The sequence below is a fragment of the Bradyrhizobium sp. CIAT3101 genome, assembly GCF_029714945.1.
GTDB lineage: Bacteria > Pseudomonadota > Alphaproteobacteria > Rhizobiales > Xanthobacteraceae > Bradyrhizobium.
In genome coordinates, this window is the sequence record NZ_CP121634.1 from 2,198,853 (window position 1) to 2,213,840 (window position 14,988).

Genomic DNA, 14,988 nt, shown 5'->3' on the forward strand with positions numbered 1-14,988 from the left:
AGGATCGATGCTGACCAACGCTATTCCGACCACGCAGGGCCCGATCGTCGGCGCCGAGCAGGGGCACGTCCGCGCCTTCAAGGGCGTGCCGTTCGCGACCGCGCGGCGATTTGCCAAGGCGACGCCGCCGCAAGCGTGGACGGAGCCGCGCCGTTGCACGGACTACGGCGCTTATGCGCCGCAGCCCGGGCATCTCGATCAGGTCGAACAATCCTGTCTCAGCCTGAATATCTGGACGCCCGTGGGCGCCGATCGTCCGCTGCCGGTGCTGTTCTTCATCCATGGCGGCGCTTTCGTCACCGGCGGCGGCGCCGATTATGACGGCGCATTCCTCGCCGCACACGGCCCGGCCGTCATCGTCACCATCAACTATCGGCTCGGCCCGCTCGGCTTCCTGCAACTGCATCGTCACGGATTGGCCGAGGCCAACAACCTCGCCATTTCGGATTCGCTCGCCGCCCTCGACTGGGTCCATGCCAACATCGCCAATTTCGGCGGCGATCCGAACCAGCTGACGCTGTCGGGCCAGTCCGCCGGCGCGTCGATGGTGATTGCGCTCGCGACGCTGCCGCAGGCCAAGGGCAAGTTCGCCCGCGCACTGGCGCTGAGTGCACCAGGGCGCAACATCATGAGCGCCGATCATGCCGACCAGGTCGCGCGCCGCGTCATCGAGGAGCTCGAGCTTGCGCGCGACCCTGCGGCCATTGCCTCCGTGCCGCTGCCAAAACTCTTCGCCGCGGTGGAGCGCGTCGGCCGCAGGATCGCCGACGAGACGGATTCAGGCACCGTGTTTGGCCCGGTGCTCGACGGCACCGTGATCGCACGCGAGCCGCGCGACATCTTTGCCGAGGGAAGCCTGCGCGACATTCCGCTTTGGCTCGGTTCCTGCCGCGACGAGATGGTGATGTTTTTGAAGAGCACGCCGCCAGCCGCGATGATCCGCACCACCGAGCGCAATGTGCGCACGGCTTTCGGCGATGCCGGCTGGGAGCGGCTGCTGGCCTGTTATCGCGGCTCGGCACGCCCTGACGAGGATCCGTACGAGGCGCTGCTGTCGGATGCCTTCTGGCACCGCCCGATGGCCGATCTCGCGCGAAGCCACGCGGCGGCAGGCGGCGCGGTGTGGCTGAGCCGGTTCGACCATCGCCCGTCGCTGGAGCCGTTCCTGTCGCAAGGACCGACCCACGGCGCCGACAATGCCTGCCTCTGGGCGCATCTGCCCGACTTCATCGATCGTCCGATCCTGAAGCGCAAGGGCGGTCCGATGACCCCGGCCGATATCGACGTCGCGGCGCGGTTCCAGACCAGCCTGCTGCGCTTCGTGACATCTGGCGCGCCCGATGTCGCGGAAGCCTGGCCGCGGTTCGAGCTGCCCAAGGAGCCACTCGCAATCTTCGGCCAGCCGTTTCATATTGTGCCCCTCAACGAAGGCATGCGCTCCCGCCTCTGGGCGGAACTGAGCGCTGGCACCAACAATAAAAAGACCATCAGGGAGGCCGTATGAGCATCTTGAACAGGAATGCTACGCGCGGTTCGATCGTCTCGCTGCTTGGCGCGTTCGCGCTGCTGGCGGCTTCACCCGTCGCCGCACAAATCGTCGCGACGCCTGTTCCCGGCGATCCCGTCAGCATCGACAGCGGCGCCGTTTCCGGCAAGGTGCTGCCGTCGAACGTCAAAGCCTATTTCGGCATTCCCTTTGCCGCGCCGCCGCTCGGCGATCTCCGTTGGCGCGCGCCGCAGAAGGTCGAAGCGTGGCAGGGTGTCTACCACGCCGACCGGTTGGGGCCGGAATGCATCCAGGTGCTGCGCCGGCACAATCTCAATCATTATTTCGGCGAGGAGGCGACCAGCGAGAACTGCCTCTATCTGAACATCTGGGCGAGTGCGGATGCCAAGCCGGGCGCGAAGCTGCCGGTCGTGGTCTGGATCTATGGCGGCGGTTTTACCCTCGGCTCCAGCGGCATGGCGATGTATGACGGCGAGAACGTTGCGAAGAAGGGCACGATCTTCGTCAGCTTCAACTATCGCGTCGGCATTCTGGGCAATCTCGCCCATCCCGAGCTGACCGCGGAATCGCAGAACCACGCCTCCGGAAATTACGGCCTGATGGACCAGGTCGCGGCGCTGCAATGGGTCAAGCGCAACATCGCGCAATTCGGCGGCGACCCCGACAACGTCACCATCACCGGGCAATCGGCCGGCGCGATGTCGGTGTCGGCGCTGGAAGCGAGCCCGCTGGCCAAGGGCCTGTTCAATCGCGGCTTCGCCATGAGTCTCAGCATGTTCGACAACCGCTTCAAATTCCCGGCGCTGCCTGCCGCCGAGAAGATCGGCCTCGAGGTGCAGTCGGCGCTTGGCGCATCGTCATTGGCCGAGATGCGGCAGATCCAGGCCGACAAGATTCTCGCCATCCAGAAGGATTGCCAGCTCGGCTGCGCCGGCACGATCTCGGTCACGCCCGATATCGACGGTTACGTGCTGCCGGACACGGTCCCGAACATCTTTGCTGCGGGCAAGCAGAACGACGTCGCGACCGTCGCCGGTTTCACCAGCGACGAAAGCTCGAACGATCTGCGTACCGCGGGCACGTTAGAGGCTTATGTCGCCGCCGCGAAAAAGCTCTACGGCGACCAGGCCGATCGCTTCCTCGCGCTCTATCCTGCGAAGACCGACGGCGAGGCGAAGGCGATGGGCCTGCTCGCCGCGCGCGAGGGACTGGTCGAGATCGGCACGCGCAACTGGGCGGAAGCCCAGGTGAGGGCCGGCAAGGCGCCGTTCTACATGTACATGTTCTCGCGCGTGCATCCGTTCGCGCCCGGTGTCGAATTCTTCGATAGCCCGCAGAAAATCGGCGCCTATCACACCTCCGACGTGCCGTACTGGTTCGGAACGCAGGACGCCTTCAACAAATTCCGCACCACGCGCAACTGGACCGAGTTCGACCGCGCGCTGTCCGAACGCATGATGGACACGCTGGTTGCCTTCGCGCGCACCGGCAATCCCGCCACGCCGGCAACGCCATGGCCGCAATGGAAGCAGGACGCGCAAACCTACGTCGAATTCGGCGACGACAGCGGCGTGCGTGAGGAGAACCGGGCGCGGCTCGATTTCCATACGCCCGCCAATGTCACACCCTCGACGCCGCGAATCTCGCGGGATTAAAGCGAGAGGTGCGCTGCTCCCTCTCTCGCTTGCGGGGGAGGGCTGGGGTGGGGGTGTCTTGCAACGGGATAGTCCCCAAGTGGAAAAAGCCCTCACCCGGATCGCTTCGCGATCCGACCTCTCCCGCAAGCGGGAGAGGTGAACGAGCCAGCCGTGCGATCCAAACTAAAACAATTCTGCTTTAGGTCCAGCGCGGGGTCTTAGGGCTTGCCCTTCAGCGTGCGGTCGAAGAAGGCGAGCACCTCGGCCATCACCTCGGGATTGCTGCTGACCTGGCCAAAGCTGTGGCCGGCGCCCTCGACCCGGATGAAGGTGGCGGGACGCTTCGCCGCGATCAGGCCTGCGTAGAGGTTTTCGCTCTCGCTGATGGGGACGACGACGTCCTTGGTGCCGTGCACGATGAGCATCGGCGGCGTCTTGTCGGAAATCTGCGCGACCGGATTGGCCTTCTTCACCTTCTCGGCGTTGGCCGGATCCTTGGCGTCGAAGCCGAGGAACGCGCTCTCCACCGACATGCCCGGGCTGCCGTTGACGGCATTGGCGTCCATGCGGTGGGAGAGGTCCATCGGACCATAAAAGATCACGGCCGCCTGCACCGCGCTTGACTGGCCGGGCCAGCGGTCGCTGTCGTAGTCCTTGACCTCGCCCGTGGTTGCCGCCATCGCCGAGAGATGGCCGCCCGCAGAATTGCCCCAGACGGCGATGTGATCAGGGTCGATGTTGTAGGTCTTGGCGTTGGCGCGGAGGAAGCGGATCGCCGTCTTCACATCTTCGAGCGGTTTTGGAAAATTCGCCTCGCCGATGATGCGGTAGTCGATCGCCGCGACGAGATAGCCGGCCTTGGCGATCGGCGACAGCTGCGGGATCAGCGCCGCGCGGTCGATGCTACGCCAGCCATTGCCGGAAACGAACACGATGGCCGGCACCGGTTTGTCGCTGACCGGCTTGATGATGTCCATCATTAAATGCGGCCGCGCAAAGCCGTTCGGGATGTCGGTGTAGGTGATGCCGGGCTGGAGGGTCGCGAGATTGATCGGCACGCCGCCCTTGATGGTTTTCTCCTCCGCCGAGGCCGGCTTTGAAACGCCGAGCGTGAGAAGCGCAAAGGCTGTGATGATCGAATTTGCGACGCGCGGATGCATGGAGTCCCTCCCTTTGTTGTTGGGTGGAAGCTCGGCGATCCCGGCTTTCGGTGTCAATGACCAAGAGGGATCTCGGGCTGAACATGATGTTCAGTCCCGTGATCTTTCGCGCTCAGCTCGGGAACGACAGCCGGGCCGGACCTGTAATCTGCTTCACAGCCAGTCGCGCCGATCTGCGCTAGATGACATCAGGCCCCGCGTCTGCGCGGCCGGCTTCGGAGCTGGCGATGATTGCTGCATTGGCAAGAGCAATATCCCGCGCGACGGGAACCAATATCGAGGTCGAAACACTGAAGATCCTCATGATCTTCTCGGGCGCGGGCCTGCTGGTCTCGCTCGTGGCCGCGATGATCTATGGACAGGCCTTCAACGCCGCTCTGTTCTGAGCGCGTTGCGATCCGTCAGGCCACCGGATCTTCCGAACGGCTCCGCTCAATCGGTGCCAGTGGTGGCGCGCGCTTGAGGGGAGCAGCTTCGCGTGGCGCGGCGTCACTGCCTGCGGCTTGCTCGACAGGCGCGGGGCCGGTGTCGCGGTAGGCGACGATCCAGATCAGAAAGCCCAGGACCGCCAGGGCAGCACCGACGGGACCGGTTGAGGTCCAACCCCAGCCTTGACGAATGGCGAGGCCACCGAGGAACGGGCCGAGCGCATTGGCGGTGTTGAACGCCGAATGATTGAGCGCGGCAGCGAGCGCCTGAGCGTCTCCCGCGACATCCATCAGCCGCGTCTGCAGCACGGCACCGAGCGCGACGCTGGCGCCGATCGCGAAAATGTCGATCGCAAGCAGCCAGGGATTTCCGGCGACAAGCGGAAACGCCAGCAGCGCGAGTGTTGCAAACACCAGGATGCCGCCCGCCGTCGGCATCAGCGCGCGGTCGGCGAAACGCGGCACGAACAGATTGCCGAGGGTGGCGCCGATGCCGAAGATCGCCAGGAAGAACGGAATGACCTCGGTGCTGACCTTGGTGACCTCGATCAAGGTCGTCGCGAGATAAGTGTAGACGGCGAACATGCCGCCGAAGCCGATGGCGCTGATCGCGAGCGTCGTCCAGACGCGGCGGCTTTTGAGCGCGCCGAGCTCGCGCAGCGGATCCGATCGGCCGGCCTGGTCGCGCGGTGCGAACAGCGCGCACAACAGCATCGTGAGCAAGGCCAGAACCGACACGAGGCCGAAGCTGGCACGCCAGCCGACCCGCTGGCCGATCAGATTGGCCAGGGGCACACCGATGATGGTGGCGATGGTCAGCCCCAGCATCACCTGGCCGACCACCCGCGAGCGGCGGTCTTGCGGAACGAGCGATGCCGCAACCAGCGCGGCGATGCCGAAATAGGCGCCATGGGGTAGCCCGGAGAGAAAGCGGGCGGCGATCATCGCGCCGAAGCCGGGTGCCAGCGCGGTGAGGGCGTTGCCGAGCGCGAACACGGCCATCAGCGCCAGCAGCTGCGTGCGCCGGGCGAATTTCGCACCGAGCACGGCGATCAGCGGCGCGCCCAGCACCACGCCGAGGGCGTAGGCGCTGATCGCGTGCCCGGCCGTCGGCTCGTCGATATGAAGGTCGGCCGCGAAGAACGGCAGCAGGCTCATCGATGCGAATTCGGTGGTCCCGATCGCAAAGCCGCCCATCGCGAGCGAGAACAGGACGATGGCGAGATGAGGGGGCGCGGAAGCCGAATTCGGTGTCGCGCTTGGCGAGGCCGCGTGAGGCGAGGTCGTCATGTGTCCTGCATGGGTGACGGCAACGGGAACCAGCCCAGCGAACGTCGCCATCCCTGCAGTCTTTGTCTCACCTACTTAAACGCGCATGGATTCGCGTCAACACCGGAAGGGCCACGTAAGGCAGCGCGCATATCAGCGTCCCGGTTTGCTCAGGGCATCCGCGTCAATATGTCCGGTGAAATCGGCCCAAAACGCCGCAGCTGCGCTTGCTGCGCGGCTGGTCGGCGGTGCGTCTTCCTGGCTCAGCCGAGGTACGGCACCGGATTGGCCGCGCGATAGAACAGATTGATCAACGTGTTGATGTCGAACACCGGCAGGCCCGATCTCTCGGCGACGTCTCGCGAGAACGGGCACATGTTGGTGCATTCGAACAGGATCGCGCCCGGGTTCTTGCAGGACGCCATGAACGCTTCCGTCATGTCGATCATCTCGGCACGCAGCACGTCGGTGTCCAATTCCTCCCGACCGAGAATATAGGTCGCGGGAAACTGCGCATCGGGCTTCATGCCCTGGATCTGGACGGGGATCACGTCGGGCGACCAGCCGACGCCGCGGAAGTGCCCCTCGTTCATGTGATGGCCGCGTTCGGTGAAGATGCCGATGACCTTGCCCGGCGGCAGCATGGCATGGATCAGCGGTGCCTGGATCAGGCTCGAGGTGAAGACCGGGATGTTGACCGCCGCGGCGAGCTGCTTCTGGAACGGCGCGAGAAAGCCGCAGCTCGTCGTGATCGCCTTGACGCCGTCGGCCTCCAGCTCGCGGGCAGCCGCGATGAAGGGATCGAGCAGGGCCGGATCAGGCTGGTCGCCCATGATCCTTGTCGCGTGAGCGCCGCGGACGATCTTGTAGCGCACCGGGAAGTCATAGGAGAGCGCGTTGCCGATGTCGCCGCGCGGACGCGGAAATTTCGTATCGAGCATCAGGATGCCGATCGTCTCGCCGTAATTCGTGAAGCCACCGCGCAGTTTCATCAATCGTCCCACTGATTCGGAATGGTCGCGACGCCAGTCTAATGCGTCTCGTGAAACCGGCTGAGAAAGGATTTCAGCCGTTCGCTGCGCGGCTGGCGGATGGTCTCGTCCGGCGTGCCGATCTCGGCCATGACGCCGTCGTTCATGAAGCCGACGCGGGTGGAGACGTCGGCGGCGAAAGCCATCTCGTGAGTGACCAGCACCATGGTCATGCCTTCGGCGGCAAGGCCGCGGATCACGGAGAGCACTTCGCCGACGAGTTCTGGATCGAGCGCCGAGGTCGGCTCGTCGAACAGCATCACGTCGGGCTTCATGGCGAGCGCGCGCGCGATGGCGACGCGCTGCTTCTGGCCGCCGGACAGCCGGCTGGGGAAGGCGTCCGCCTTGTCGGCGAGGCCGACTTTGGCCAGGAGGTCGCGGCCGAGTGCGTCGGCCTCGTCCTGCGCCACGCCTTTCACCTGCACCGGGCCCTCGGTGACGTTCGACAGCACCGACATGTGCGGGAACAGGTTGAAGTGCTGGAACACCATGCCGACGCTGCGCCGAAGCAGCGCGAGCTGGGCGTCGCCCGCGGCACGCACGCCCTTGCCGAAGGAGAACTTGTGCGTGCCGATCGCCAGCTCGCCCTGCTGCGGCATTTCCAGCAGGTTGAGGCAGCGCAGGAAGGTCGACTTGCCGGAGCCCGAGGCGCCGATCAGGGTGACGACCTCGCCGCGTTCGACCGAAAGCGAGACGCCCTTGAGCACCTCGTGGTCGCCGAACGCCTTGTGGATGTTGGTTGCGATCAGAGCACTCATCGATGCGCTCCCATCTTGAGCTCGACCCTGTCAGCGACCAGCGTCAGCGGGAACAGCACGACGAAGTACAGCACGGCGATCGTGGTGTAGACTTCGAGCGGCTTGTAGCTCGACGCGGTGATCACCGTGCCCTGGTAGAGCAGGTCTCCGACCGCGACCACCGACACCAGCGAGGTGTTTTTCAGCTGCATGATGGTCTGGTTGATGAAGGAGGGGATCATCACCTGGGTTGCCTGCGGCAGCACGATGCGGCGGAAGATCTTGCCGCGGCGCATGCCGATGGCGCGGCCCGCTTCCCACTGCCCGGTATCGACGGCTTCGATGCCGCCGCGGAAGATTTCGGCATAGAACGAGCCGGCATAGAGCGACAGCGCGATGAAGCAGGCCATCGCCGGCGACATGTCGACGCCGATCAGGACCGGCAGGGCGTAGTAGACCCAGATCAGCTGCACCAGCAGCGGCGTGCAGCGGAACACCTCAATATAGAGACGCAGCGGCACCGTGATCCAACGCGGTGCCGTCGTGCGCAAGATGCCGACGAACAGTCCGATGGCGAGACCCGCGACCACCGTGGTCACCGTGTAGAACAGGGTGACCAGGAGCCCTTGCCAGATCAGGCCCCAATACGGCCTGAGCGCCGCGAAGTCCCAGACATACATGATCGATCAGAACTGAACTTCGGGCGGGAGATCGTCGGCGGTGAGGCCGACCGCCTCGAAGCCCTTGAGCATCCATTCGCGGGTCTGGCCCATCGAGCGGTTGTAGTCGGCCCAGGCACTGAGGAAATCCTTGTAGCGGCGGTCGCTCTCGGCGCGGATGCCCATGTTGGTCGGCAGCGTCAGGAGCGGGCGCGGGATCGCGAGATCGCCGAGGTTCGGATTCTTCTTCAGCGTCGACACGGACAGCACGGCGAGCGAGACGTTGCAGTCGGCGCGTCCGGTCGCAACCGCAAGGATCGCCTCGTCGCGGTTCTTGAAGCCGAGGATGTTGGCCTTCGGGCAATAGCGGCGCGCGATCGTCTCGTGCGTGGAGCCGATATCGACGGCGATCTTGACCTCGGGCTTGTTGAGATCGGCCCAGGTCTGCGGCTTGGCAAAGCCCTTCTTGGTGATGACGGTGAAGGAGTGCACCAGGATCGGCGTCGAGAAGTCGATCACCAGCGCGCGCTCCGGCGTCGGGTTCACGGCGAAGGCGAGGTCGACCTTGTCGGCCTGGAGGTCGAGGATCTGGTTGCCCCAGGTCGATTCCAGCGTCTCGAGCTTGGCGCCGAGCTTGCCGGCGATGTCCTTGGCCATCTCGATGCAGGCGCCCGACCATTCATTGGTGGCGAGATCCTTGTGGAAGTAGGGCTCCTGTCCGACGATGACGGCGACCCGCAGCACGCCATTCTTCTTGATGCGGTCGAGCGTGGAGGTCGGTGCGTCGGCCTTGGCCGATCCGCTGGCGGCAGCCATCGCGGCGCCCGCGAGCGCGACAGTGGTGAGAGCGTCCCTGCGATTCATGGTCTCTGTCTCCCTGGAATTTGGGTCGGATCGTCTCCGGCCACTGGACTATTTCTGTATTCAGAATAAAATGCAATACGGTATTTCGATTTGCTGACCATTTGGGCGGCAAGGCAGGAATGAGCCCAATATCTTGGCAGGATTGCGCAAAATTCCTGAAAGCCAGGGATTGCAAATCGCATTCAAGTCTGAATACAAGACTGAACGCAATATCGAGATGTGCTGAAGGAGAGGCCTGTGCGCGCCCTATTCGTCGATGCGAACGAGACCCTGGCGGCGGTGACCGACAAGCTGCTGGCTGCCTCGAGGCTGCCGGTCGGCATCAACCGCAATCCCTCGATCAAGCCCGACGATCTGCCCGGTCTGCTCGGCGATGCCGAGATCATGATCGTCGATCACACCGCGGTGCCCAGTGCGATCGCTGAAAAGTGCAAGGCGCTGAAGCATGTCGTCTTCCTCGGCACCGGCGCGCGCAGCTACATGAATCCGGAAGAGCTTAGCCAGCGCGGCATCTCCGTGCACACCATCAAGGGTTATGGCGACACGGCCGTGGCGGAATGCGCGATCGCGCTGATGTGGGCGTCTGCCAAGAGCTTTGGCGAGATGGATCGCGGCATGCGCGAGGGCAATTGGCTGCGTCGCGACGCGGTGCAGCTTACCGGCAAGACGCTCGGCCTGATCGGTTTCGGCGGCATCGCTGCGGAAGCCGCCCGCATGGCGGCGGGTTGCGGCATGAAGGTGATCGCCTGGAACAGGACGCCGAAGACGCATCCGGGCGTCGAGTTCGTCTCGCTGGAGAAGCTGCTCGCCGAGAGCCACGTCGTCTCGCTGCATCTCCTGCTCAACGACGAAACCAAGGGCTTTCTCTCGCGCGAGCGCATCGCGCAGATGCGCAAGGGCAGCATCCTGATCAACACCGCGCGCGGCGCCGTCGTCGATGAAGACGCGATGCTCGACGCGCTGCGTTCGGGCCACATCGCCCATGCCGGCCTCGACGTCTTCACCGTCGAGCCGCTGCCGGCCGGCCACGCCCTGACAAAACTGCCGAACGTAACGCTGTCGGCGCATTCGGCGTTCCGCACGCCGGAGGCGAGCGACAATCTCATCGGTGCCGCGCTCGATCACTGCCGCCGCATCATCGCCACCGGCAAGTAAAGCAATAAGGACATCCCATGTCGGATATCACCCGCATCGACCAGAATGCCCGCCGCAGCCGCGCCTCCGTGTTCGGCGATCTCGTTTTTCTCGCGGGCCAGGTGGCGGACACCAAGACCGCCGACATCACCCAGCAGACGAAAGAGGCGCTGGCCAAGGTCGATGACATGCTGGCGCGCGCCGGCACCGACAAGTCACGCCTGCTCAGCGTTCAGGTCTGGCTGAAGACCATGGACGATTTCGATGCCATGAACGCGGTCTATGACGCCTGGGTCGTGCCCGGCAACACGCCGACCCGCGCCTGCGGCAAGGTCGAGCTCGCCGATCCAGCCTTCCGTATCGAAGTGATCGCGATCGCCGCACGCGCGTAGAGGACGGCTGTGACTGTCAGGGCTCCCGCGTCGACCTTCCGCCCCGCACAGCGCATCAGCGCGATCGGCGTGTCCGAGATCCTCAAGATCGGCGCGGTCGCGCAGCGGCTGAAGCGCGAGGGGCGGCCCCTGATCGTGTTAGGGGCCGGCGAGCCTGATTTCGATACGCCCGACCATGCCAAGGACGCAGCCGAGCGCGCCATCCGCGCCGGCCAGACGAAGTACACCATCCTCGACGGCTCGGTGGAATTGAAGGCGGCCATCGCCGAGAAATTCCGCCGCGAGAATGATCTCGTCTATGCGCCTGATGAGATTACCGCCGGGGCCGGCGCCAAGCAGGTGATCCACAACGCCTTCATGGCAACGCTCAGTCCCGGCGACGAGGTGATCCTCGCCGCGCCCTATTGGACCAGCTATGCCGACATGGTGCGCATCGCCGACGGCACGCCGGTCGACGTGCTCTGCCGCGAAGACAACGGCTTTCGTCTCGATGCCGCCGATCTCGAACGCGCGATCACGCCACAGACGCGCTGGCTGCTCCTGAACTCGCCGGCCAATCCGACCGGTGCGGCCTATTCCGCGGCGCAGCTGCGCCCGATCCTGGATGTGCTCAAGCGTCATCCGCATGTCTGGCTGATGGCCGACGATATCTACGAGCACCTCACTTACGATGGCTTGCCGTTCGTCACGGCGGCCGCGCTCGAGCCGAGCCTGAAATCGCGCACGCTGACGGTGAACGGTGTCTCCAAGGCCTATGCCATGACCGGCTGGCGCGTCGGCTATGGCGGCGGCCCGCGCGAATTGATCGCGGCGATGGCGGTGGTGCAGAGCCAGAGCACGACCAATCCGTCCTCGGTGAGTCAGGCGGCTGCGATCGCCGCCCTGACCGGGCCGCAGGACGTGCTCATCGAGCGCCGTTCTGCGTTCCAGCGTCGCCGCGACATCGTGGTCGATGCGCTCAACGCCATCGACGGCGTCACCTGCCGTCGGCCGGAGGGCGCGTTCTACACCTATGCCAGCTGTGCCGGCCTGATCGACCGCCGCACGTCGGATGGCACCATCATCGACAGCGACGCGGCGTTCTGCCGCTTCCTGCTGGAGAGGCATGACGTGGCCGTGGTGCCGGGCAGCTGTTTCGGCCTTGCACCTTATTTCCGCCTGTCCTACGCCACCTCGGAACAAAACTTGCGCGAAGCCCTAGAGCGTATCGCCAAAGCCTGCAGGGAGCTGTCATGACCATCAGAAACACCCGCACCGGGGGCCAGATCCTGATTGATCAGCTGGTCGCCCAGGGCGTCGATCGCGTCACCTGCGTGCCCGGCGAGAGCTATCTCGCCGCGCTCGACGCGCTGCATGACAGTCCGATCGACGTCGTGATCTGCCGCGCCGAAGGCGGTGCTGCGATGATGGCGGAAGCCTATGGCAAGCTCACGGGACGTCCGGGCATCTGCTTCGTCACCCGCGGCCCCGGCGCGACCAATGCCAGCCACGGCGTTCACATCGCGATGCAGGATTCGACGCCGATGATCCTGTTCGTCGGCCAGGTCGACACCGGCATGCGCGAGCGCGAGGCGTTCCAGGAGCTCGACTACAAGGCGGTGTTCGGCACCATGGCGAAATGGGCGATCGAGATCGATCGCCCCGATCGCATTCCGGAGCTGGTCGCGCGCGCCTTCCGCGTCGCGATGCAGGGCCGCCCGGGTCCGGTCGTGATCGCGCTGCCGGAGAACATGCTGACCGAGACCGCCGCCGTCGCCGACGCCATGCGCATCGAGCCCGCGGTGAGCTGGCCGGCGCCATCAGATCTCGAGCAGGTCGGTGCGATGCTCGCGAGCGCCAAGGCGCCGCTGGTGATCCTCGGCGGCTCGCGCTGGACCGATGACGCCACCAAGAGCATAGCACGCTTTGCTGAGCGCTTCGACCTCCCGGTCGCGACCTCGTTTCGCCGTGCGTCGCTGATCGACGCCGATCATTCGCATTATGCCGGCGACCTCGGCATCGGGCCGAGCCCGGGCCTGAAGGCACGCATCGATAACGCCGACGTCATTCTGCTGATCGGCGGCCGCATGTCGGAGATGCCGTCCTCGTCCTACACGCTACTCGACATCCCCTCGCCGAAGCAGAAGCTGATCCACGTGCATCCGGGCTCCGAAGAGCTCGGCCGCATCTATCAGCCGGCGCTGGCAATCCAGGCGACGCCAGCCGCGTTCGCCGCCGCCGTCGAAACGCTGAAGCCCTCGGGCGCGGTGGCCTGGAAGGGCGAGGCCGCCAAGGCGCATGCCGATTACCTCGCCTGGACCGACAAGGCGCGCGAGCTGCCGGGTACGTTCCAGTACGGCCAGGTCATGACCTGGCTGCGCGACCGCCTGCCGAAGGATGCGATCGTCTGCAACGGCGCCGGCAATTATGCCGGCTGGATCCATCGCCATCATCGCTTCCACAGCTTTGCCGCGCAGCTCGCGCCGACCTCGGGCTCGATGGGCTATGGCGTGCCGGCGGCGGTTCTCGCAAAGCGGCAGTTTCCGGATCGCGTCGTCGTCGCCTTTGCCGGCGACGGCTGCTTCCTGATGAACGGCCAGGAATTCGCGACCGCCGTGCAGTATGACGCGCCGCTCGTCGTCATCGTCGTCGACAATTCGCAATACGGCACCATCCGCATGCACCAGGAGCGCGACTATCCCGGCCGCGTCGTCGGCACCCAGCTCAAGAACCCCGACTTCGCGATGTACGCCAAGGCGTTCGGCGGCCACGGCGAGCGGGTCGAGCGCACCGAAGAGTTCGCGCCGGCGTTCGAGCGTGCGCTGGCCTCGGGCAAGCCGTCGATCCTCCATTGCATCATCGATCCGCGCGCGATCTCGGTCGGCAAGGATTTCACGCCGGCAGCGAAGGCGTAAGCGATGTCGCCAGGCCGCCACGTCGCCATCATCGGAGCCGGCGCGGTCGGCGTGATCAGCGCCATCGAGGCGCTGCGCGAGGGTCATCGCGTCACGCTGATCGACGCGGGCGAGCCCGGTGGCGAACAGGCGGCAAGCTATGGCAATGCCGGCTGGCTCTCCTCGCATTCGGTGATCCCGCCGGCCGAGCCGGGCATCTGGAAAAAGGTGCCGGGCTATCTCCTGGATCCGCTCGGCCCGCTCGCGATCCGCTGGTCGTATCTGCCGAAGGCGCTGCCCTGGCTGATCAAATATCTGCTCTCGGGCTGGACCGAGGCGCGCGTCGAGAAGACCGCCTTTGCGCTGCGTGATCTCCTGAAGGACGCGCCGCTCTTGCACCGGAAGCTTGCGGAAGAGGCCGGCGTGCCTGAACTCGTCGAGCGCAACGGCGTGATGCACGTGTTCCCGTCGCGCGGCAATTTCGACAACGATCTCGGCTGGCGCCTACGCAAGAAGGTCGGCGTCGCATGGATGGAGCTGAACGCCGACGAGATGCGTCAACGCGAACCGGATCTGCATCCGCGCTACACTTTTGGCGTGGTGGTGGAAGAGGCCGGCCGCTGCCGCGATCCCGGCGCTTATGTTGCGGCGCTGGCCCAGCATGCGCTGGCGAACGGCGCGAAACTCGTGCGCGCCAAGGCGACGGGCCTCAAGCTTTCCGGCAACAAGTTTGTCGCCGTCCTCACCGAGACCGGCGAGATCGCTTGCGATGCCGCGGTGGTTGCGGCCGGCGCGCATTCGAAACGGCTGACCGCTTCCGTTGGCGATCCCCTGCCGTTGGAAACCGAGCGCGGCTATCACGTCATGATCGAGCATCCGGAATCGGGGCCGCGCAGCTCGATGATGGCATCCGACGCAAAAATGGTGGTGAACTGGACCGACAAGGGTCTGCGCGCCGCCGGCACGGTCGAGATCGCCGGCCTCGAGGCCGCGCCAAACTGGAAGCGCGCCGAGATCCTGCGCAACAACCTTCTCAGCATGTTCCCCAAGCTGCCGAGAGATATCCCGGCTTCGCGCATAAGAACCTGGTTCGGGCATCGGCCGAGCATGCCCGACGGCATTCCCTGCATCGGTTACGCGCGCGCCTCGCGCGACATCGTCTATGCTTTCGGCCACGGCCATATCGGCCTGGTCGGCTCGGCCCGCACCGGCCGTCTCGTCGCGCAGCTCCTGAGCGGCAAGCAGCCCGAAATTCCGCTCGCACCATTCGCGCCCACCCGCTTCCTCTGAGATCGCA

14 protein-coding genes are annotated in these 14,988 nt (G+C 65.3%); 8 read left to right on the forward strand and 6 right to left on the reverse strand.

Translation table 11 applies throughout. The features are described 5' to 3' along the window. Positions 1 to 7 precede the first annotated feature (7 nt). Together QA645_RS10290 and QA645_RS10295 are read left to right on the forward strand one after the other, a co-directional pair. The gene (locus QA645_RS10290) at positions 8 to 1,504 is read left to right on the forward strand and encodes a carboxylesterase family protein (RefSeq protein ID WP_283049968.1); all 1,497 of its coding nucleotides are present in this window, start codon (positions 8 to 10) and stop codon (positions 1,502 to 1,504) included. After that, complete coding sequence (locus QA645_RS10295; RefSeq protein ID WP_283049969.1) at positions 1,501 to 3,162, forward strand: carboxylesterase family protein; 1,662 nt, start codon at positions 1,501 to 1,503, stop codon at positions 3,160 to 3,162. Before QA645_RS10290 ends, QA645_RS10295 begins: the two co-directional genes overlap by 4 nt. 200 nt (positions 3,163 to 3,362) lie before the next feature. On the opposite strand, the gene QA645_RS10300 is transcribed toward QA645_RS10295, so the two are convergent. Then, complete coding sequence (locus QA645_RS10300) at positions 3,363 to 4,304, reverse strand: alpha/beta hydrolase (RefSeq protein ID WP_283049970.1); 942 nt, start codon at positions 4,302 to 4,304, stop codon at positions 3,363 to 3,365. Between the two features lie 227 nt (positions 4,305 to 4,531). On the opposite strand from QA645_RS10300, the gene QA645_RS10305 reads away from it, so the two are divergent. Then, positions 4,532 to 4,690 (forward strand): hypothetical protein, encoded by a 159-nt coding sequence (locus QA645_RS10305; RefSeq protein WP_254133637.1) that lies wholly within the window; start codon positions 4,532 to 4,534, stop codon positions 4,688 to 4,690. 15 nt (positions 4,691 to 4,705) lie between these two features. Here the strand turns inward: QA645_RS10305 and QA645_RS10310 are convergent, their stop codons facing one another. From QA645_RS10310 to QA645_RS10330, 5 genes are all read right to left on the reverse strand, one after another. Then, positions 4,706 to 6,073 carry an MFS transporter gene (locus QA645_RS10310; protein WP_254133636.1) on the reverse strand — a complete coding sequence of 456 codons (1,368 nt, stop codon included), beginning with the start codon at positions 6,071 to 6,073 and terminating at the stop codon, positions 4,706 to 4,708. 191 nt (positions 6,074 to 6,264) lie between these two features. After that, the gene (locus tag QA645_RS10315) at positions 6,265 to 6,993 is read right to left on the reverse strand and encodes an aspartate/glutamate racemase family protein (protein WP_283049972.1); all 729 of its coding nucleotides are present in this window, start codon (positions 6,991 to 6,993) and stop codon (positions 6,265 to 6,267) included. A 38-nt stretch (positions 6,994 to 7,031) separates the two neighbouring features. Then, the gene (locus QA645_RS10320) at positions 7,032 to 7,790 is read right to left on the reverse strand and encodes an amino acid ABC transporter ATP-binding protein (protein ID WP_283049973.1); all 759 of its coding nucleotides are present in this window, start codon (positions 7,788 to 7,790) and stop codon (positions 7,032 to 7,034) included. Continuing rightward, positions 7,787 to 8,449: an amino acid ABC transporter permease gene (locus QA645_RS10325; RefSeq protein ID WP_283049975.1), complete on the reverse strand. Its 663-nt coding sequence runs from the start codon at positions 8,447 to 8,449 to the stop codon at positions 7,787 to 7,789. The genes QA645_RS10320 and QA645_RS10325 overlap by 4 nt, the downstream gene beginning before the upstream one ends. A 6-nt stretch (positions 8,450 to 8,455) precedes the next feature. Then, positions 8,456 to 9,292, reverse strand: coding sequence for a transporter substrate-binding domain-containing protein (locus tag QA645_RS10330; RefSeq protein ID WP_283049976.1), 837 nt, complete (start codon positions 9,290 to 9,292; stop codon positions 8,456 to 8,458). Between the two features lie 237 nt (positions 9,293 to 9,529). Here QA645_RS10330 and QA645_RS10335 point away from each other — a divergent pair, with 237 nt between their 5' ends. From QA645_RS10335 to QA645_RS10355, 5 genes are read left to right on the forward strand one after another with little or no spacing between them, the layout of a single operon-like run. Continuing rightward, on the forward strand, positions 9,530 to 10,447 hold the full coding sequence (locus QA645_RS10335) for an NAD(P)-dependent oxidoreductase (protein WP_283049979.1): 918 nt from the start codon (positions 9,530 to 9,532) through the stop codon (positions 10,445 to 10,447). A gap of 17 nt (positions 10,448 to 10,464) precedes the next feature. Then, positions 10,465 to 10,818 carry a RidA family protein gene (locus QA645_RS10340; RefSeq protein WP_254133631.1) on the forward strand — a complete coding sequence of 118 codons (354 nt, stop codon included), beginning with the start codon at positions 10,465 to 10,467 and terminating at the stop codon, positions 10,816 to 10,818. Between the two features lie 9 nt (positions 10,819 to 10,827). Continuing rightward, positions 10,828 to 12,054, forward strand: coding sequence for a pyridoxal phosphate-dependent aminotransferase (locus QA645_RS10345; protein WP_283049980.1), 1,227 nt, complete (start codon positions 10,828 to 10,830; stop codon positions 12,052 to 12,054). Continuing rightward, positions 12,051 to 13,712, forward strand: a complete 1,662-nt coding sequence (locus tag QA645_RS10350; RefSeq protein ID WP_283049982.1) for a thiamine pyrophosphate-binding protein — start codon at positions 12,051 to 12,053, stop codon at positions 13,710 to 13,712. The genes QA645_RS10345 and QA645_RS10350 overlap by 4 nt, the downstream gene beginning before the upstream one ends. A 3-nt stretch (positions 13,713 to 13,715) precedes the next feature. Further along, entirely contained in the window at positions 13,716 to 14,981 is a 1,266-nt protein-coding gene (locus QA645_RS10355) for an FAD-binding oxidoreductase (RefSeq protein ID WP_283049984.1), read from the forward strand. Positions 14,982 to 14,988 lie beyond the last annotated feature (7 nt).